The 20,265-nt window shown below is 46.7% G+C and carries 20 protein-coding genes; 5 read left to right on the top strand and 15 right to left on the bottom strand.

Annotated features, from left to right (window positions below):
• Positions 1-191: 191 nt before the first annotated feature.
• The 4 genes from map to EDM21_RS01015 form a co-directional block, all read right to left on the bottom strand.
• Positions 192-938 carry a type I methionyl aminopeptidase gene (gene map / locus EDM21_RS01030; RefSeq protein ID WP_157332050.1) on the bottom strand — a complete coding sequence of 249 codons (747 nt, stop codon included), beginning with the start codon at positions 936-938 and terminating at the stop codon, positions 192-194.
• A 5-nt stretch (positions 939-943) separates the two neighbouring features.
• Positions 944-1,546, bottom strand: a complete 603-nt coding sequence (locus EDM21_RS01025; RefSeq protein WP_157332048.1) for a TetR/AcrR family transcriptional regulator — start codon at positions 1,544-1,546, stop codon at positions 944-946.
• Positions 1,547-1,685: 139 nt separating this feature from the next.
• Positions 1,686-2,087, bottom strand: a complete 402-nt coding sequence (gene flgB / locus EDM21_RS01020; RefSeq protein ID WP_157332046.1) for a flagellar basal body rod protein FlgB — start codon at positions 2,085-2,087, stop codon at positions 1,686-1,688.
• A gap of 329 nt (positions 2,088-2,416) precedes the next feature.
• Entirely contained in the window at positions 2,417-3,790 is a 1,374-nt protein-coding gene (locus EDM21_RS01015; RefSeq protein WP_157332044.1) for an MFS transporter, read from the bottom strand.
• A 307-nt stretch (positions 3,791-4,097) separates the two neighbouring features.
• Between EDM21_RS01015 and EDM21_RS01010 the strand changes: the two genes are divergently transcribed.
• Complete coding sequence (locus tag EDM21_RS01010; protein ID WP_157332042.1) at positions 4,098-4,577, top strand: MarR family winged helix-turn-helix transcriptional regulator; 480 nt, start codon at positions 4,098-4,100, stop codon at positions 4,575-4,577.
• Positions 4,578-4,646: 69 nt separating this feature from the next.
• Here the strand turns inward: EDM21_RS01010 and EDM21_RS01005 are convergent, their stop codons facing one another.
• Both EDM21_RS01005 and EDM21_RS01000 read right to left on the bottom strand, forming a co-directional pair.
• The gene (locus EDM21_RS01005) at positions 4,647-5,969 is read right to left on the bottom strand and encodes a CNNM domain-containing protein (protein ID WP_166541768.1); all 1,323 of its coding nucleotides are present in this window, start codon (positions 5,967-5,969) and stop codon (positions 4,647-4,649) included.
• 150 nt (positions 5,970-6,119) lie between these two features.
• Entirely contained in the window at positions 6,120-6,881 is a 762-nt protein-coding gene (locus tag EDM21_RS01000) for a DUF1836 domain-containing protein (protein WP_157332038.1), read from the bottom strand.
• A gap of 236 nt (positions 6,882-7,117) precedes the next feature.
• Here EDM21_RS01000 and EDM21_RS00995 point away from each other — a divergent pair, with 236 nt between their 5' ends.
• Positions 7,118-8,443, top strand: coding sequence for a hemolysin family protein (locus EDM21_RS00995; protein ID WP_157332036.1), 1,326 nt, complete (start codon positions 7,118-7,120; stop codon positions 8,441-8,443).
• 131 nt (positions 8,444-8,574) lie between these two features.
• On the opposite strand, the gene EDM21_RS00990 is transcribed toward EDM21_RS00995, so the two are convergent.
• From EDM21_RS00990 to cls, 4 genes are all read right to left on the bottom strand, one after another.
• Entirely contained in the window at positions 8,575-9,264 is a 690-nt protein-coding gene (locus EDM21_RS00990; protein WP_157332034.1) for a hypothetical protein, read from the bottom strand.
• Positions 9,261-10,160: an ABC transporter ATP-binding protein gene (locus EDM21_RS00985; protein ID WP_157332032.1), complete on the bottom strand. Its 900-nt coding sequence runs from the start codon at positions 10,158-10,160 to the stop codon at positions 9,261-9,263. The genes EDM21_RS00990 and EDM21_RS00985 overlap by 4 nt, the downstream gene beginning before the upstream one ends.
• Positions 10,157-10,525 (bottom strand): GntR family transcriptional regulator, encoded by a 369-nt coding sequence (locus tag EDM21_RS00980; RefSeq protein WP_157332030.1) that lies wholly within the window; start codon positions 10,523-10,525, stop codon positions 10,157-10,159. Before EDM21_RS00980 ends, EDM21_RS00985 begins: the two co-directional genes overlap by 4 nt.
• Positions 10,526-10,842: 317 nt before the next feature.
• The gene (gene cls, locus EDM21_RS00975; RefSeq protein ID WP_235918000.1) at positions 10,843-12,279 is read right to left on the bottom strand and encodes a cardiolipin synthase; all 1,437 of its coding nucleotides are present in this window, start codon (positions 12,277-12,279) and stop codon (positions 10,843-10,845) included.
• Between the two features lie 247 nt (positions 12,280-12,526).
• On the opposite strand from cls, the gene EDM21_RS00970 reads away from it, so the two are divergent.
• Positions 12,527-12,712: a hypothetical protein gene (locus EDM21_RS00970; RefSeq protein WP_157332025.1), complete on the top strand. Its 186-nt coding sequence runs from the start codon at positions 12,527-12,529 to the stop codon at positions 12,710-12,712.
• Between the two features lie 83 nt (positions 12,713-12,795).
• Here the strand turns inward: EDM21_RS00970 and EDM21_RS00965 are convergent, their stop codons facing one another.
• Complete coding sequence (locus EDM21_RS00965; protein ID WP_157332023.1) at positions 12,796-13,353, bottom strand: hypothetical protein; 558 nt, start codon at positions 13,351-13,353, stop codon at positions 12,796-12,798.
• A gap of 232 nt (positions 13,354-13,585) precedes the next feature.
• Entirely contained in the window at positions 13,586-14,920 is a 1,335-nt protein-coding gene (locus EDM21_RS00960; RefSeq protein ID WP_157332021.1) for a Stk1 family PASTA domain-containing Ser/Thr kinase, read from the bottom strand.
• A gap of 742 nt (positions 14,921-15,662) precedes the next feature.
• Here EDM21_RS00960 and EDM21_RS00955 point away from each other — a divergent pair.
• On the top strand, positions 15,663-16,079 hold the full coding sequence (locus EDM21_RS00955; RefSeq protein WP_157332020.1) for an organic hydroperoxide resistance protein: 417 nt from the start codon (positions 15,663-15,665) through the stop codon (positions 16,077-16,079).
• A 118-nt stretch (positions 16,080-16,197) separates the two neighbouring features.
• Positions 16,198-17,361 carry an iron-containing alcohol dehydrogenase gene (locus EDM21_RS00950; protein ID WP_157332018.1) on the top strand — a complete coding sequence of 388 codons (1,164 nt, stop codon included), beginning with the start codon at positions 16,198-16,200 and terminating at the stop codon, positions 17,359-17,361.
• 74 nt (positions 17,362-17,435) lie between these two features.
• Here EDM21_RS00950 and EDM21_RS00945 read toward each other — a convergent pair whose 3' ends face one another.
• Genes EDM21_RS00945 through EDM21_RS00935 form a run of 3 tightly spaced genes read right to left on the bottom strand, consistent with a single transcriptional unit; the run spans position 17,436 to position 20,216 of the window.
• Positions 17,436-19,007, bottom strand: a complete 1,572-nt coding sequence (locus EDM21_RS00945) for a YcdB/YcdC domain-containing protein (protein WP_157332016.1) — start codon at positions 19,005-19,007, stop codon at positions 17,436-17,438.
• Positions 19,008-19,034: 27 nt separating this feature from the next.
• Entirely contained in the window at positions 19,035-19,535 is a 501-nt protein-coding gene (locus EDM21_RS00940; RefSeq protein ID WP_166541767.1) for a DNA-deoxyinosine glycosylase, read from the bottom strand.
• 15 nt (positions 19,536-19,550) lie between these two features.
• Entirely contained in the window at positions 19,551-20,216 is a 666-nt protein-coding gene (locus tag EDM21_RS00935) for a DUF421 domain-containing protein (protein WP_235917964.1), read from the bottom strand.
• Between the last annotated feature and the right edge of the window lie 49 nt (positions 20,217-20,265).

Here is a 20,265-nt window from a genome sequence, read left to right as displayed (position 1 = left end):
AAAATCGTTCCTCATTACCATCCTATATAAGCGAAGACCCGATTGTATAGGTATCGGATCTTCGTTTATTCAACATATAACAAATACGTTTCACCTTGCTGTGTTGACAATCGATGACAACAGTCTGCTCCCGGCGATTCCCCGGGCTGCTTGAAAGCACGCTTGAATGCACCTCTAAAAGGATATGAATTCTATTGTTCGGTCAATATAATCGGGCCATCCGCAGTAATGGCGACCGTATGCTCGTACTGTGCGGATAGCGAGCCGTCAGCGGTTCTGGCGGTCCATCCGTCGGCATCAATCGTCATTAACGCTTTTCCGGCATTTAGCATCGGCTCAATCGTAAAAACCATCCCTTCCTTCAAACGGAACCCTTTGCCCGGATTCCCGACGTGGGAATAACTAGGTTCCTCGTGCATCTCCCTTCCTACGCCATGACCGAGCAGTTCGCGCACCACCGAGAATCCGTTGCGCTCGGCATGGGTTTGAACCGCGTGCATCACATCGCCGATCCGGTTTCCGACGACAGCTTTTTCGATACCAAGATATAAGCATTCCTTCGTTACCCGCATCAGTTTACGGGCTTCGTTAGGCACCTCGCCGACCGCATAACACCAAGCTGAATCGCCGATCCAGCCATCCGCATCCGCGACGATGTCGATTTTGACGATGTCGCCTTCCTTAAGCGGCTTCCGGTCCGGAAAACCATGCGCAATGACATCGTTGACAGACGCACATGTTGCAAACGGATAACCGTTGTATCCTATCGTATAAGCCTTGGCGCCATTCTCCTTCAGGAACCGCACCGCAAACGATTCGATATCGAGCGTCGTGATCCCCGGCCGGATCATACCTGCAATTATTTGATGAAAAGCAGCGACAATTCGGCCGGCTCTTCTCATTTCTTCAATTTCTGATCTTGTTTTCAGGATGATCATTCCATTCATCTCTCCTTTGACTGTACGCCTGAAAAAATCATATCGACGATCCCTTCCACGTCCATCTCGCTGCTCATATTGTGGTGGATATTCAATGCAGTGCAGCCAACAAGCGAGCCAAATATGAGATTAGCTGTTACCTCCGATGATTTGGAACGAATTTCTTCGCGAATCATTTCCACAAACGGCAAATAGATCCGCTCCTGAAAGTCGGTAAACAGTTTGGTGAACCGGTTGCCCGGGAAGTGATGAAAATTATCCGCAACCGTTTTAAGCAAAATAAATACGGAAAGATCCTGGATACACTTTTGCAGGAGCAGCCTTGCGAACGACTCCGCTTTAAGCAAACTGCCTCCGTCCCCCTTCAAAGCGGGCAGTACTGCCGACTCCGTTCGATTCAGGGCATCCCACAGTAAATCTTCCAAAAGCATGTGCTTGTTTTTGTAATAATGATACACGGTTCCGTAGCCGAGCTCTGCCTTGACCGCAACATCGCGTATTTCCAATTGAATGCCCTTCTCTAAATATACTTCCGCCGCCGCTTGCATAATTTGGTTCATCCGCATCTCCCGGATCGCATCATTTTGTTCTTTGGTACGTGGTGACATGGCTCCTCCTTTTTTTAGACCTGCTGTAATGTCAATGTAAAATCAATATACATCATTTTAAAGTAAGGATCAACCACTCGAAAAACCCATCCTTAGTTTAGGATGGGTTTCGGTGCTTATTTTTCATTAAATAAATAAGCTAAGTTAAATTTTTGAGTATTCCGTTCATTTTCTTATAATGTCCGCTGACTCTATCCGCGTAAAAGGAATAATAAAGCTGATTCTTGGCAAGCAAGCTCATCTCACTATCTACATCGACGCTATTCTCATTGTTGTTAAATACGAACGGCCCTGTAGTTTTCGTCTGAATAAGGCTTGAATCCTCACGGCCCGGAATCGGAAAATGGAGCTTGTGTGATCGGATTCCTTCTAATTCTTTCGTGTCTCCCGTTGCTTTCCGTAATTCTTCTTCAAACGAAACATATTTACTTTTATAACCCGGTGTATCTGCGTTAGCAATGTTACTAAGAATCGCCTGATGCCTGGCAGCCGCTAAGTCGAGTGCTTTCTCATTCAAACGATTAGATGAAGATTGAAGCATTGAGTGTCACCCTCCGTTCATAGGTTGCATATTTGCTTCAAGAATAGCATCACGGGAAAGAACAGGTTCAGTTCCTTCCCTCCTCCTTTCCTCGAATGTACGAAAATAAAACAAAAAAGCAGCCTCCGCCGGTGTTCCGGCAAAGGCTGCTATACCTGCAAAAGACCAATGCCGAAAGGCAAAGGTCTCGCTAACAACGTTCTTCAATAACGACGTCGAATGCAGAGCCGGAGGCTGATAGGCCACGTAATGACGACTAAGCATTTATAAGCTACTCCCCTTTGAGGGATATGAGATTACTTACAAGTTACCAGCTTCGCCTGGATGTGTCAATGCTTCATTTCGACAGGACGGATTTGAGTTCCGAACTGCAACCGGTAAAGACTCCACACAAGAACGGTCAATACAGTCATAATGAAGAAAATATTGCTGTATACATATGCCGGCTCATGTCCGACGAATGGATTCAAATGAAACTCCGCTGAATTCCTATCCAGCATTTTCCCGATAACGCTCATTGCAAGCGCTCCGGAGATAAAGTTCAGCATGGAGAACAACCCCATCCCTACACCGGTCTGCTCTTTCATCAACGTCCTGGAAATCGTATTGGATAGCGCAATCTGCATAAAGGTTTGTCCGACTTGACCTAGAATTAGGATGATGGCAATGGCATAGGCCGTCACTCCGACGAACGTGGATAAAAGGGAAAAACACAGGATCATGAACAAGGATGCAAGACTTACAAGCATGAAATTACCGCGTTCATCCGCCAGCTTACCCCCTTTACGTCCCAGAACAGCTGAAGCAATTGCAGCGGGGAACAATACAATCCCGATACTCCCGGGCGATAGCTGATTCAGTGCCGTCAAATACTGCGGGGTCATGAACGTAATACTGAAATTCATGGCTGTTGCGATAAAAGCAATCAAGAGTCCGCCTGAGAATTTCTTATTAGCGAACAGTGCCGGATTGATAAAAGGATCCGAAGTTGTTCTTATTCTGCTGACAAAGAGCATAAAGGCAACTGCGCAGCCTATAGCCAGGACCCAGCTGCTTTGCGTGATAGCGAGTAGAAGAAGCGCGACCGCAGAAGCGAGCATGCCTCCGCCCATGATATCGATCTTCCCCTGCTTTCCCTTATCGTCATCCAGGTATTTGCGGAAAAGCGGCAATGTCAGCAGCGGCAGCATAGAAAGCAAGAACAAAACTCTCCAGTTGCCCAAGCTCATTATGAGTCCGGAGACTATCGGACCCAGAGCATTACCCAGAGCAAGCCCTATGGCTGATGTACCCAGGGCTCTTCCCCGCTTCTCAGGCGCAAAGTAGCGGATGGGAATAATCATGGCTGTCGCCGGCAGCACGGAGGCTCCTGAAGCCTGTAGAATCCGGCCTAGAACGACCATCCAATAATCGGCTGCCACCAAGCCTACTTTTGAACCTAAAGCGAATAGAATAAGCCCATATGTCAACAGATTTTTGAGGCTGTAGTTATCTGCGAGTTTACCGAAGACGACAGATCCTATCGCGTAGACGACCATATAACCTGTCATGATCCAGCTCACTTGCGAAGGAGCAAGATCAAATTCTTTACCGATGACCGGTAAAGCCACATTAAACATCGTGCCGTTCATTACCGAGAAAATTAAGGTTACCACAAGTACCCGAAGTAATTTATCACCTTGAGTGTGAGTGGATTCGTTCATGATTAGATCCTTCCTCCTGTAATAGCTCGTAATACAAGTCAATAGATGTTGAAATAATTTTGTAAGGCGGGCAAGTGAAAGACGGCAATCAGGAGTGCAAGACTGATCTGAACGAGAGGCACTATCCTTTACGCAACAACCATTTTGATCCCCCTACTTATAAAGCTTTCAGGTATAAACACGTAGCTGCAACCTCTAAATGAATGTATAATATAATGAGCACACTCATTAAGTGTATATAATATAGTGAGCCTCCTCACTATTAAAGAGCTTATTAATTTTAACCTAACTTGTCAAGGAGGAAAATATGTTTAACAACTCTCCTAATCCCTTGTCCATCGACGTGATTCATTTACTTGTTAGAACTACCCATGCCATCCAAAGGGAATTTGATACCCAGCTTTCGGCTCTCGATACCCCCTATGCAATCACAGGTCCCAGGCTCCGCCTTCTTTCTGTTGTATCTAAATCAGGCAGCATCCGTATGAACGAATTGGCCTCTAAGCTAGGTATTAGAGCACGCACCGTGACGGATTTTGTGGATGCTCTTGAGCAGGAACAGCTCCTGATCCGCGTTCAGGATCCCAAAGATCGCAGGGCAACTCTGATTGAGCTGACAGAATTGGCGCAGGCCAGCATTAATCAAGTACTTTCCTCCCAGAATGAAATTGCGGATAAGCTCCTTGCTAATTTTGAGGAGCATGAACGCAAGCAATTTTTTGATTCTTTATTAAAGCTGGTTGAGAATAAAGACCTTTCCAATCCATGCGAAGGAACTTTGAAGTAAGCTCAGCCAACTTGGACTCACCTCAACCTGCCATTAAAAAAAGCCGCAGATAGGTATGAAACCCGCGGCTTATAAGTCTTTCTCTTTTATTAGATTGCTCTCACCGGATTGTGTCTTCTTCTCAATTTCAATTTTCCGTATCCGGTGTTTGTCTTTCTCTCTAATGATAAAAATCCAATCTCCATGCCGCCACTCCACACCCGTCTCCAGATCAGGATAATGATTATAGAACCAGCCGCCAATTGTATCCACAACCGAATGTTCGAGATGAATGCCCAGCATGGCATTGATTTCATCTATAAGAGCAACGCCTTGAACCAGGTAATGATCGTTGCCAAGCTTCTCGATCTCAATTTTCTCGTCCTGGTCGAATTCATCCCGTATTTCCCCGACGATTTCTTCCAGAATATCTTCAATGGTTATTAATCCGCTCGTCCCCCCATATTCATCTAGAAGAAGGGCCATATGAACTTGTTCCAGCTGCATTCTTTTGAGCAGGGTTTTGACGGGCATAACCTCCGGAACCGTTAGAACCGGTTGAAGCAAGGATTTAAAATCCAAGTCCGGATTGTTATCATAGCGCAGAAAAAACTGTTTGGTGTTCACAATCCCGATAATATTGTCTTTGCTCTCCAGGACAACCGGAAAACGTGTATACTGTTCTCTTTTAATAATCAACAGATTATCTTGAAAAGACTTATTGGCATATAAGCACACCATATCGGTGCGCGGCACCATAATTTCACGGGCCAGCAGATCATCGAATGTAAAAATCCGGTTCACGTATCCGTATTCCGCTTTATTGATTTTGCCGCTTTGATAGCTTTCGGACAGAATGATCCGGATCTCTTCCTGCGAATGAGCCTCTTCGTGCTCGCTTGCCGGCTGGACGCCGAACATTTTAATAAATCCGTTCGCGGAACCGTTCAGCACCCAGATAAACGGGTACATCACTTTATAGAAAAGGATAATGACAGGTGCCAGCAGAAGAGAAACTTGTTCGGCCTTCTGAATCGCCAGAGATTTCGGTGCCAGCTCTCCAAGCACCACATGCAGGTAGGTGATCAGGGCAAAGGCGATGACGAATGACAAAATGTGACTCATGTTTACGTTAATCCCGAAACGGTCGAAAACCGGAAACAAAATTTTCTCAACTGTAGGTTCCCCGAGCCACCCCAGCCCGAGCGCTGTAATGGTGATTCCGAGCTGACAGGCGGACAAATACCCATCCAGGTTACTGGTTACCCTTTGAACGGCAATCGCATTCTTCCTTCCTTCCAGAACCAGCTGATCGACCCGGCTGGGACGAACACGTATAATAGCAAATTCTGTGGCGACGAAGAAGGCTGTCAAAATAATGAGGAGCGCGACCAAGAACAGATTAAGGAGCACGAAGATCTTCCTTCCGGGATTCAAGATACACACCGGCCATCAGCCTGAAGCTGAACGTCCTGCATAGTGGCTAGTTTGTGTAAAAGTCACCCCGGACATGCACAACAAAAAAAGAGTCGTTCAACAGAACAACTCCTCACATTCATGCTTCTATAGGAATAAGGTTGCATTGAAATAGCGTCTGGCCAGTGTGTGAAAGTACGAGGTTTGAATGGAAATAACCGCGATAAACAAGATGTTGCGTATCTCTTCCTTCTGTTTCTCGGTCACATCCATAATCTGAGCCGCGAATTTCTCTGCGGATGAACGAATCACATTCTCGGCGAGTAAGTCATGGTTGCGGTTACCGTGATCGTGGCCCACTGTGTCCAGCAGTTGGTCGTTGTTGGCGTCAAGTTCTTCGAACATAGCCGTGTATGTGCTGTAGAGTTTCATCGGACTTATTAAGTCATCGCTATCCAGATCGGGCTTGCCGAGTATAATATCAAACAGCTTCCGTATAGAGACAAAATCAAGATTGGATTTGAGGTCATCGATTATAAACAGCAGCGCCGCTTGATTCAATGAATATTTTTTCCCCACCTTGGGGGAATCAAAAAATTCTTTGAAGTCTCTTTTCACCCAGTTCTGCATGGAAGTAATGGACAGGTGAGAATATTCGATAAGCTGGCCGAGGGCGGCAATCTCCTGCAGAGAGAAACCTTTGATCTCGTTGCCCTTGATGAGTTTCTCAATGACGGGAGGTAATGTTGTGGATAAAAAGGCAGGCAGCGCTGTGCCTTTCTCCATGTCATACCGATGGTTTTTCATCCATGCATGTTGTAAAACCTCTATGGGTTTGTGGCGGTGTCGGCCGTCTAATGAGAGTAATAGGCATGCCATCTCTTTTCGTGTCAGTGTAAAAGATTCCATAGATGGTCCTCCGTACTTTTAATTTCAAGTTCATATGAACTTATCATACGCCTAGTCCTTTAGCTTGTAAAGACCAGATATCCCATGAAAAATGGATGTATAATCAGATTTTTTAGAAAATATCCTCTTTCATTGTCTGTGAGGGGGTAAAACTGAGTTTGTCAGGACCCGCTAAGTTCGTTATATTAGTTCATAAGAACTTATATTTTATACATAAAGGATTGTGACGATGAAGTATGGGCAGTATAGGGTTAAATCTTTTCTTGGTTGCCGTTTTAATCTTTTTAACCGCGTTTTTTGTTGCGACAGAGTTTGCCATCATTAGAATCAGGGGCAGCCGGGTCGATCAATTGGTTCTCGAAGGACGAAAGAACGCGTTAGCTGTACAGCAAGTAACGAGCAACCTGGATGGTTATTTATCCGCATGTCAACTTGGTATTACGATGACCGCTCTGGGTATCGGTACACTCGGTGAACCAACCGTAGAGAAGATACTGACACCTCTTTTCGAGCAGTGGAATCTTAGTCCCGATCTCAGTCATTTGATTTCCTATGCCGTTGCTTTCGTCTCCATGACTTATCTTCATGTCGTAGTCGGCGAACTTGCACCTAAATCATGGGCGATTCAAAAAGCTGAATTCATCTCATTCCTGGTTGCAAGGCCTATCATCTGGTTCTATAAAATCTTGTATCCGTTCATCTGGGTCCTTAACGGATCTGCGAATGCCCTTATTAAATTGTTCGGAATGAAGCCTGCCAAAGAGCACGAAGATGCCCATTCGGAAGAAGAACTTCAGATCATTCTCTCCGAGAGCTTCCAGAACGGTAAAATCAACAAAACCGAATATGGTTATGTAAGCCGTATCTTCGCATTCGATGAAATGCTGGCCAAAGAAATTATGGTTCCACGCACAGACATGATCTGTTTGTTCACTAATTTATCCCTGCAAGACAATATGGATATTATCCGCCGGGAACAATATACCCGTTTTCCGATCGCAACAGACAGTAAAGATAATATTGTGGGTATGATTAACACCAAGCAGCTCTTCCTCGAACTTGAGAATAACCGGGACCTTGATTTCAGAACGCTGGTTCATCCGGTTCTTACGGTGTCCGAAGTAACACCGGTCAAGTCTTTGCTCAAGAGAATGCAGTCAGAGCGGGTTCATATTGCTGTACTGGTTGACGAATATGGCGGAACATCCGGTATCATTACCATCGAAGATATATTGGAAGAAATCGTTGGTGAAATCCGGGATGAATTCGATGCAGACGAACGTATCGATATCGAGAAACTTGATGAAAACTGCTACCTGCTCGACGGTAAAGTTTCCCTGAATGAATTAAGTGATCTGACCGGGAAGAATTTTGATGACGAAGAAGTTGATACCGTGGGCGGTTGGCTCTACAGCCGTATGACCGAGCCTAAGATGGGTAAAAAATATATTTATGAAGAACTTCACTTTATCGTACGTGAAGTCAGCAAGAACCGGATCCGCAAGGTTGAAATGATTATCGAAGACAGCGCGGAGAAAGAAATTGCAAGCGGCAGCCAGTAGGTTTGCCAGTTTAAAAGGCCCAAGCACTCTTAAGTGCTTGGGCCTTTTATTGGATGCGGGACTCATCCACACCATACCAACGCTGGTGGCTTATGAAATATTGGTTACATAATAAATAATATGTTACCCCTCTAACGTACACCTGATCTGCGAAGCAATAGATAAGTAATCGCGGCATAGACAAGTGTCAACGGAATCGTACTTAAAGCTATTTCGAAAGCGGAATGACTTACAAACCAGCGGAATAAGGACACCCAGAGTTCCTGGCGTGAGATTATGAAAACCAAGAACGAGCTAAGAACGAATAGGACGGCAAAAAAGAGAAGCGTTCCTTTACCGCCAAACCGCTGATAAATACTCCCGATACCGAAGCCCAGGATGCCCAGATTGATCAGGACAAGGAAATACAAAATCATTTGCTGAAACAGGGAACCCTCGTTCAGATAAGGCAGATTAAAAAAGTGCAGCTGGGTCCCCCACGAATTCGTCCATACCTCTACTCCGGACAAAAGCATCCAAACGATAGAAGTAAAAAAACTTGTCATACTTATCATGAGAATCGTACCAAGAAAATAGTCCTTCCTCCGGATGCTTAAGTTTAAAGCAAACGGAAAAGTCTGAGTAACCGCAATAATGCCTGCAACAAACATATAGACAACAATGGAAGAAATGCCGCCCGTGTAAAAATCCGTCTTGCTGGTGAGCGCCAGGCTAATCGTGTAATTAACCAAGAAACTTGCCAATAGAATACCCCACGGAACGTATACCCACCCGATGATCTGCCTGAGATGGATATTCAAAGCCCCCTGAATTCTGCTCATCTTCCGTTCCCCACCTTTTCGTCGAGGTTAGATTTCGTCATATGGACAACGAGCTGCTGCAGCGATACCGGAGATATCTCCAGGCCCATCTCAGCCGCTAGTGACCTATCTTCAGACTTTAACGCCCCCATTATAGTAGCCGAAAGCATAGATACGAACGGTTCGAGGTGTATGACTTCTTTACCGGTAATGAAGGATTGGACAGAAGAAGTGCTTCCTACAACCGTATAGGCACGTCCGCGCAAAGCATCTGCATCTTCATTCAATAAAAGGCGGCCCTTATCGATCAGGATGATATGCTCAAGCAGCTTGCTGACTTCATCTATCAGATGGGTTGACAGAATGATCGTCCGGGGATGCATCGCATAATCTTCAATCAGCAGATCGTAGAACAGCCCCCGGGCAACCGCATCAAGCCCGAGATAAGGTTCGTCAAAGATCGTCAGCGGAGCACGGCTGGCCAGCCCAACGACTATCCCGGCTGCCGATAGCATACCGCGTGACAATTTTTTCATCGTGCGGTTCAAGGGAAGCTGAAAATCCTCGATAAGCTTCAGCGCGTATTCCTCATCCCAATCGGGGAAAATTCCCTCAGATACTTTCAATACATCTTTAATACGGAAGGAATCCGGATATTTCTGGCTTTCTTTGATAAAGCATATTTGCCGAAGCACATTATAGTTCTCGTACGGGTCTTCGCCGAATATTTTCACTTCCCCGGACGATGCGAACGATTGAGATGTGAGCATCTGCATGATTGTCGTCTTACCCGCCCCGTTTCTGCCAAGAAACCCATAGATTTTATTGCTCTCAAGCTTGAAGCTTACATCCTGCACGGCCGTTACAGTGCCGAAAGACTTCGTCAGACGGTTAACCTCCACAGCGTAATTGATCATCGTTTGCCTCCTGAGCGGATCATATCCGTTAATTGGTCGGTTGTAATGCCAAGCTTCTCCGCTTCTCTAATCATCGTAATGACATATTGTTCATAAAACTCGGTCTTGCGTTTCTCCATTAAAACACCACGTGCTCCTTCTGCCACGAACATTCCGATCCCCCGCTTCTTGTATAAAATACCTTGGTCAACGAGTAAATTTACGCCTTTTGCCGCCGTTGCAGGATTAATGTGATAAAAGGCGGCGAATTGATTGGTTGATGGCACTTGTGCTTCCTCGGGCAGCCGCTTCTCCATGATGTCATCTTCAATTTTCTCCGCGATCTGCACAAAAATCGGCCGGCTGTCATCGATCTCAAAGCCCATTGGGTATCCTCCAATCCTTGATAGTTAGCTGGTTAGTTACTCATGTAATTAACCATACAAGGGATTGTCTTTATTGTCAATAGGCGGAGGATATTCTCCTGACTTTTAATGTTTAATCTTAATGGGAGCGCTCCACCCATGAGCAGAGCCGGTAACCTGATTCTCGTAAGACATTCGTCCAATAGCAAAAAGCCATCTTTTCCCCTGTCGGGTAAAAGGATGGCTTTTTTAACTTTGGAATCCCTATAAACGGCTTCTACTTAACCTGCTCACCTTATCACCGTATCTTTAAGACGCGAAATTCTAAATCTACAGATCTATAAAATCGGGGAGATAAGCCGGGCCAGCGATTCTTTAAACCGGGCTGGCAGAGAGCGGTTCCGGAACATAGCGGGTGTAAATTCCGAGCAGTGAAGCATGTCTTTCTCAAAAATCTTCTTCTGCCGCGCAGCGGTTTCCGTATCGTAAATAAAGGCATTCACTTCAAAATTCAGCTTAAAGCTGCGAATATCTACATTAGCTGTCCCGATCGAAGCGACTTTGCCGTCAATAACAATCGTTTTCGCATGTAGGAAGCCTTTTTCATATAAGAATCCTTTCACGCCCAGGTTCAGCAGTTCCCCCAAGTAAGATGTTGTAGCCCAGTAAACCATTTTGTGGTCCGGAACCGAAGGGATCATGATGCGGATGTCCACCCCCGCCAAGGCTGCCATTTTAACAGCTGTCATTAGGCTCTCATCCGGGATAAAATAAGGGGTTTGAATATAGATGCTCTCTTTGGCTGCATAAATCATCTTGAGGTACCCGTTGCGAATCTGCTCGAGTTCACTGTCCGGTCCGCTCGATACAATTTGAACCCCTACTTTTCCGTTAAAAGGAATGCGCGGGTAATACCGGCCTTCAGGCTTAATCGCATTAGAAGAAGCAAGGTTCCAGTCCATAAAAAACTGCGCCTGCATTTGGAGAACCGCACTTCCCTCAATCTTCAAGTGAGTATCACGCCAGTATCCGAAGCGCTGGAGAAGCCCCAAGTACTCGTCCCCAATATTGAATCCCCCGATGAAGCCCACTGCCCCGTCTATAATAGCGAGTTTCCTATGGTTGCGGTAATTGAACCGGAAGTTTAGATAAGGGATCTTCGAAGGAAAGAAGACGGCAACCTCGCCACCGGCTTCAAGCAGCGGACGAAAGAAAGATTTAGGCAGCCAGACACTCCCGATATCGTCGTAGAGGAAACGTACCTTGACGCCTTCTCTCGCTTTGACCGTCAGCGCTTCCAGAATCCGTTGTCCCAGCCGATCGTCCTTCACAATGTAATACATGAGGTGGATATGATTTGTAGCTTTCCGGATGGCATCTAGCAACGCATTGAATTTACGGTTTCCATCCGTATAGGTAACCACTTCGTTATCCTGCGTATAGACGGCGGCACTGCTGGATAAATTCATATAAATCAAATCTTGATAATCCGCCATAAGCGGATCTTTATATTGAATTTCACTTTCCCGGAAACCTTGCCGCTGTCCTTCAATAATCGCTTCAATGTCTTTTTGATTAAATTCTTTCAGTTTGTAGATTTTTCTGCGGCTCAGGTTCTGCCCGAAAACCAAGTAGAGAAAAAATCCGAAACCCGGTAAAAAAACGAGAACCATTACCCAGGCCCATGTTACTCCCGGGTTCTTTCTCTCCAAAAAAACCACGGCTGCGGCAAACAGCAAGTTCAGTATGGGGATTAAGGAGTAGATATGCTGCATAATTTCCAAGATGATTAACCTCCGTAAACTAGTGTTCCCGAATATCCCAGTATTAGAACCCTACATGATCATACCTTATTTTACCCAGTTTCAAAACGAGGTTGCGAGTTATTATGCAAAATTTCTATGAAATATGCGTTTATTCGTCTTCATACGACAAACGCCTGCCCTTGACCCTTCCGTATTAGGCCATGTTAGAATAATTTGGTATCATAAAATTCAAGAAGAAAGAATGGGAGGGTAATTCATGCGGACGGCGGATCAAGTCAGAAGAAAATTAACGGAGTTAACTAAACAGAAACAATTTATTCAGCAGCAGCTGGAAAAGGATAAAGAGAACAATATCCTGAACATACAAATCGAGAAATTAGAAGATATGACGATGATGTTAGAGTGGGTCTTAAACGAACCTTCCGGGAGCTATCACGGATAATTGATATCGTTAATAAAATCGACATAAACAAAAACCCGCTGATTGAGCGGGTTGTGCAGGTACTCATCCTAAGATAGGATATCTTACATAAAAATTTCTTTGCGAAATTGCAGTCTTATCTGACGTAGAATTAATTCGGCATCGAACAGCTCTTTGAGTACAAAACATACAGAGCCACTGGAAATCAGATGCGTTTCTTTGACAGGGTACATATCTTTGGGCAACCGGATGGGATTCAAGTACTCTGAGGCCGTTTGACTGGATTCAAATCCGGTGTATACAATTTTCCTCTGCGTTTCCAGATGATCGATTTGTTTCTCCAGAGGCTCGCCGTCCCCATCCAGTTCTTCAGTCTGGGATTCAAGCATGACATTTACGGGAGCAAGCAGCTGCTGGTAAGCAATAAGTTCATTCCGGTAGATCCAAGCGCTGACACGCCGGATAATCGGATCTGTTGTCTGAAGGACAGTTTGGACCTCTGGCTGTATCTCTGAACCCGGTATAACTTGATGGTCGATTAAACGGAAAGATAATTTGTCCTGCAAAAGGATCTCCAGCATATTGACAGAGGATCCTTCTGAATGCGTAAGCAATTTAAAAATATTGCGTTCATTGCCCCATACCGACCATTCCTTATCCACTCGCCTCTGTCCTTTCTCTATTTAACCTTATTTTACAATAATGGTAATCGATTACCATGTAAACGGAAAGGATTCATATGTCTTTTGAAGGGGCAAAATCCTTTGCTTCCGGTTCTCTTAAAAGGTTGGACAAAGTAAACGGGCTGCCTTTCAGATCGTTTGATCTGGAAGACAGCCCGTTGTTTTGCGATTATTCCTATGTCAGATCGGTTATGATTTCAGGTCTTGGGAACTAAATTCCCTTGCTAACCCAGAAGGTTATCGTGTCTCCTTTGGCAGCCGGAGTATTGGGACCCGGCTCCTGTCTGAAGACCTTTCCTTTTTCCTGATCGCTTGGCTCCAGGAAAAATTTATATCTCATGCCTGCTTCAACGGCCAGCTTCTCCGCGGCGCTCTGTGATAACCCGACAAGATTCGGCACCTCACCAGCCACTGCTTCAGGTGGCGTCACGGTTGGTGCCGGTGTCGGTGATGTTGTATTCACCGTAGGCGATGGAGCTGGCGGGGCAGGCGTTGCCGCAGGATTCGGATTTGCCTGCTGATCGGGCGCATCCGGCAGGCCGAGGTACATAAACCCCGCAATGGCGAGTAATAGCACGGCGGCTGTGCCCAGCACCCAAATCGTCCGGCGCAGTGCGATCCGATTCTTCGGCGCTTCCTCCTCCGGCCGCTCCTTCACGGGAGTCCTCTGCTGCGGACTCCGTGTTCTCACCGCCGCCGCTTCTTCGCGCAAAGGCTCAGCAGGCGGAGCGGCAGGCGCACTTCTGCGCGGAGGCATGTTCTCCTCGCTTGGCACATGCTCCCTTGCCGATGAAGCTTCACGCTCGACTATTGGAGCGGCGGCATAGGAGATTTTCTCCCGTGGAGCCGTTTCGATTTTCTCCAGCGCTATAATCTCGCGCAGATTGAAGGTAAACGAAGAAAGCGATACCTCTTCCCTGAATACACGGCGTGCCAAAGCAAGGAAAGCCTCTTTCTGAGCAGAAGTAAGTCCATCGAGACTCGGTACCAAATTCGACTGATATTGCTCAAAATTACTTGGCGCTTGTCTGGAATGGGTGCATATCTGATACAACAATGTGCACAATCCAAGCGATCCGCGCTGGACTAGCTTACCCGGTGACCAGTAGTTCATCACCTTAAGCTGGTTATGTTCGGTAAGCCACATATTCTCTGCTGTAACGGAGTATCCCGAGATCTGCTCTTCCATGGCTTCCTGCATGCCTTTACCCAGCTCGAAAATAGCGGCTAAGACCTCATTGCCCCTCATCTGATGGCGGCCAAGCCGCGCTATCAGCGGATTTCCCTTCTGCGCGGTAAGTACAGCATATAAGTGATGATCCGTAACGCCCGCATTTAAAATATGAAAAAAACGTTCGTCCGAAAATTGCGCCGCTTGTCCCAATACGCGCAAATAATCCGAAGCAAAATCGTCTCCAGTTTTCTCAACCATAAGAAGAAATACATCCCGATGCAAAGACAGGTCTTTCCCTGCATACATGACGCCATCCGCTAAAGGATGTACCGGTTCAAAAAGCACGTACCGCTCCCCTATGCGTTGTTCCATTTTAACAGCCCCCCGTCCGTGCCTGCTTGATTCATTCATATTAAGTATACTATTCGAAAGAAAATTGTGATTTTGGGTGCTGAATCAAGCGTCCCACGTGTCATTATGCCTGAATACGAGCAAAATAGCAAAAAGATTACCCCTCTTTTTCCCTTGGAAATTACTTCTTGTTCGTACCATCACCAATGGGCTGGAGAAATCTTTACATCGAGCTTATCCAAAATGAGTTTATATTAATAATTATACCCACATGAGGCCATAACGATCACTTTGTTTCATCACGCTCCGTTTAGGTGACAATCATAATTCCGTACATAATTGTTCCACTTTCTGAAACAATATAGACAGTCTTCCTATTCTGGCTGGAACGAAAGGATAAGGCCCATGTGTATCCGATCCTTCTTTGCCTGGAAGTCTCTTCTATCTTACGCCCATCCGGGGGTTATCATGTCAATGCTGCGCACCGCGTATTGATCTGGAACAGAGGCCAATCACGCTGCTGCACCCATGCTTTGCGCCCTATATATCTAACCGTAACGCCCGGTACGCAGGACAGGTGTCCAACTCCGGTATAGCTCTAAATACAGCAAAAACAAACACACGTTCCCCACCCCGTGTTTTGGGCATTTTCCTGCACTCTCAGCTGGCCGGCCCTCCGCAGTAAGTTTCAACATTCTTTCGTTGCTTTAAGAAATAGAGGACTTATGATGACCAAATCCCTTATCCGGAAGGAGTTTTTCTCATGAAAACCATGTATACGACAAGTGCAACAGCTGAAAATGGACGCAAAGGACGGGTAGCTACTCCAGACGGCAAACTTGATTTGCAGCTCAGCATGCCTAAGGAAATGGGTGGAGATGGTGGCCCTGGAACGAATCCCGAACAATTGTTCGCTTCCGGTTATTCCGCTTGTTTTCTGAGTGCCGTTGAACTGGTAGCCAAGAAAAAAGGAATTCCGGTAGATAACGGTAAGCTTACAGCGGAAATTTCAATCGGTAAAAATGACGATGGCAGCCTTCAGCTTGCAGCGAAACTTCAGCTGTCGGTTCCAGGTCTTGAGCGCAGTCAGATCGAAGAGCTGCTGCAGGAAGCTCATCAAGTATGTCCGTATTCCCGGGCGACCCGCAACAATATTGATGTAGAGCTGGTCGCGGTGTAAATGACCCTCCCTCCTTCGGCCAAAGCGTTTGCTGGAATCCCCCTGCATCGTTGCGCTACAATAGAAGGGAACTTATCCGGCGGAATCGCCAATTCGTATAGTCAGAAGGAGTGGAATAATGAATCCTTTTATATTTTATAACCCTACGAAACTGATCTTTGGCCGCGGGCAGCTTGAACAGCTTCCTAAGGAACTGTCGGCATACGGAAGTAAGGTCCTGCTCGTCTATGGCGGCGGCAGTATTAAGCGTAACGGCGTCTACGATCAGGTTGCCGGGCTTTTGAAAGGAATGGGAGCCGAGGTCCATGAGCTGTCAGGCGTAGAGCCCAATCCCCGACTGCGAACAGTGGAACGCGGTGTGGAAATCTGCAAAGCGCAGCAAATCGATGTGCTTCTTGCCGTCGGCGGTGGCAGTGTCATCGATTGCACCAAAGCCATCGCAGTAGGTGCCAAGTACGAAGGCAGCATGTGGGACTTCGTGAAACGGAAGGCTCTGCCTAAGGATGCTCTACCATTTGGTACCGTGCTAACTTTGGCCGCTACCGGCTCCGAAATGAATTCAGGTTCGGTTATTACGAACTGGGACACTCAGGAAAAGCTCGGCTGGGGATCTCCCTATGCTTTCCCGAAATTCTCTATTCTCGATCCGGAATTTACGGCAACGGTTCCTGAGGATCAGACCGTATATGGAATGGTAGATATTATGTCCCATGTACTGGAACAATATTTCCACCATACCCCGCACTCTCCGGTTCAAGATGGACTTGCCGAGGCGCTTCTGAAGACCGTTATTTCAACAGCCCCCAAGCTGCTCGCAGAACCGACGAATTTTGAGCACCGTGAAATCATCCTTTATAGTGGAACGATGGCGCTTAACGGTTTGCTGGCTATGGGTATTAAAGGCGACTGGGCTACGCACAATCTGGAGCACGCCGTGTCTGCGGTTTATGATATTCCGCATGGAGGCGGTCTGGCGATCCTCTTCCCTAACTGGATGAACCATGTGCTGGATGAGAATGTCGGCCGCTTCAAACAATTCGCTGTTCATGTATTTAACATTGATCCGTCCGGCAAGAGCGATCGTCAGGTGGCCGAAGAAGGCATCCAGGCGCTGCGTGACTTCTGGACATCCATCGGCGCTCCAAGCCGACTGGCGGATTACAAGATTGACGACAAGAACTTCGATGTGATGGTGGATCGCACGCTTTTTAACGGTCCTTTCGGCAACTTTAAACGTTTAGACCGAGAAGATGTACTAGCCATTTATCGCGCTTCTTTATAAAAGACAAAGTAAAGCCCGGCAGCTTCTGACGTTAGGTCAGAGCCTCCGGGCTTTTTAAGTATCTGTCCTTTCGTTCAATACATGTTCATCTCTTTGTCCCAAATCAGTTCCCCGCTGCAAGCATCCACATAACGTAATTTACGCTTGTAACCGTCATCCAAAGACGTTCTTTCCTTAGAAGCGGTTGTAGCCATATATTGCAGTTTGTAAAGGGGGTGTTCCTCGTCCCGGTCTAAGAACCATCTAAGCTCAAGGTTAAAATACGGTGCATACCGGTGCAAGGCTTCTTCCGGAGTGAGGACTGCTTTCCGGCCAGAAAACTTAGCCAGTTCTCGTAATTTCTGATAAGAAACGCCCATGTATAAGCCTATATTCCCTGTTGATGCATTTACATTGATCATGATCCTTTCATGCTTAACGGCATTCCCGTTTATGTAAACCGGCAAATAGAAAAATTCACGTGCGGGCGCCTCCTCTTCTAAGCCCCGATCCGGACCGGCTTCGAGCTGAAGATAAGACGCATAATCCGGAAAAGCATTCTGCAGGAACTTCTGCGCCCTTGCCCAGCACTCTTCGCGGCTTAGTACCGGTGGTGCATCTTCTTCTCCCCTCTCCATCCGGTGGAAATTCAGCAATCTTCCCGTTGATTTCTCTATCTCAAACATAAAAGAAGCCCCGAAGTTACGCAGGGAATCTCCCCATTTGCGATTCATATAAGCATCGGCAGAAAGCGGATCTATATCGGGATCTTGTTCTTCCTCTTCTTCTTTGTAGTTGTACAAGTATCTCAATCGCTCCTCATCTTCCGGTGACTTATGAATCGTATAAAGGGCTGGATCGATCCCGAATAACTGCTCCCAATCACGGATGAGATGGCGGGAATCGGCATCCGGATGATTAGGCTGCTGCGCCGCAGTAATGGGGCCATCGGCTGGAAGAGGATAACAGGGCGGAAGCACATAATGATCCATTTCATATAGATCGGAACCCGTAACGGCATCCATAAACCGATAGTCCGGAACCGCTTCATAAACGAGACGATGAACGGGGTCAGATGCCTTCATTTCGTGCAAGGACGGATGCAGAGTAACCAGTGTCAGTTCCATCCGTATATCTTGAAGTATTCGCCGCCTAACGGCAGTTTCACACGCCAGACGGCTGGGCCACTGCGGTTTAGGCGCGGCCCGCTTCCGTGTACCGTGAAGCTGATACCGGATTAGATTAAGCCCCGCGCTGAGGGTCAGGACGCAGCCCGTATCCGGAAGCGGGAGCCCGCCCGCTTCTTCCCTATACGTAATACAATAATGATTACGAACCACTTCAATTCTTGTCCATGTGAATACGGCATGAGCAGGAGCATGGATGCGTACGAAAGCATCCGCTATAGCTTGTGCGTCCTCAAATGATGGATGAAATTCAATATCTTCCTTCTCTTCCGGTTCGATATCCAGCCGAACCAGGTACCCGGCCTCCAAATCCAGTGCAATCTCAATTGTGCCGCTGTCCGCAGCGGGATTCTCCCAGATAAACGCACGTTCGACTTCATTGTCCTTGGGGATACTGTCCTCCATGACCAGTTGGTAATGTCCGGGGATTGCAACAATCGTTAGCGCTTTCGTACGCAGCTCCTCATAGTTAAGGGACATCTGATCCTCCTCATCGTGCCTGATCGATTATTCCGGAATGCGGGGCCAAAGCTCCCGCCAAGCTGTCAATTTCCGCTGCCACCCAATCGCATTCGCGGGACTGGAAGAAGGCAGGCGTATGAAAGTCCGGTCTGCTTTAAGCTGCGCAGCATTCGCTGTATATCGATTAAACAGCTTCTCGGCCGCCGCTCCGTTAAATAAGACGGTTCTTATACGCGGGTATCGTGAGAATAGTTCCTCGAAATCATTACTGACCGCTTCTCGGATGTTCGAATCCAAGCTCCCCGCTCTTTCACAAGCAGCCAGAACATCCCATAATGCGATTCCTAGGCTGTTCACCCATTCCATCCGCTCTTCATACCGGTCAGGAATTTCTTCTTGATAAAGAGCGGCCAGCAGCTTCCAGAAATCATTACGCGGATTCCCATAGTACTGTTGTTTCGTTAATGACTGTTCTCCAGGCATGGAACCCAGAAGAAGCATGGAGCTGTTCTCATCGATCACTGGTGCAAATCCGGTACACTTCACTTGATTGACTCCTCCTTATCTGCCCCATCCGCTTGCATAAAGGCCGTGCTCGTTGTGCCACTCCGCATAGAAGACCTCACTGATTTTATCGTATCCGCTCATACGAAGCTGTTCACTCAGCCAAGCCTCATCCCGTCCTATTCGATCTAATTCCTTGTGATTGATCTCCCCCTCTTCAACTAGAGGTACCGGCAGCTGGACATGTTCTTTAGACAGCTTGAGGTCCTCTCTAACGACGGATTCGTAAGAAGATTTTTTAAGGACACTAATGGAACCGTTATTCTCAAAAATGGCATAGGCAACCTCATGCATAGAAAATATGCCCTGCTCCCGCAGCAGCATGAGCAGCTGTTCCAAGTCTAAATGGGTCGATTTCAGCCGGTCCGTCTGAAGAATCCCGTTCTCAATCACGACGGCCGGTTTGCCTTCCAGCGCTTTCCTGACTTTTTTGTAACGCTGGGTTACTTTTTCGAATACGAGTGAAAGGGCTGTCCAGAATGCTAACGTGTACAGCAGTTCGACATATTTAATTTCCTTATCATAGATAGTATCGCCCACAAGCTCACTGAGCAGGAGAGCCGATACAAAATCAAACGGTGTTAACTGAGAAATTTCTTTCTTGCCGAGGAGTCGTGTTATGGCCCACAAGCCGATAAAACCGGTAAGCAATTTAATACTCATATACAGGTAGTCCATAGAATTGACCCCGCTTTCCTTATTGTAGCCGCAT

It is taken from the genome of Paenibacillus lutrae (assembly GCF_009757775.1).
In the GTDB taxonomy this organism is placed as follows: Bacteria; Bacillota; Bacilli; order Paenibacillales; family NBRC-103111; genus Paenibacillus_F; species Paenibacillus_F lutrae.
This window is presented reverse-complemented; position numbering and strand designations above follow the sequence as displayed.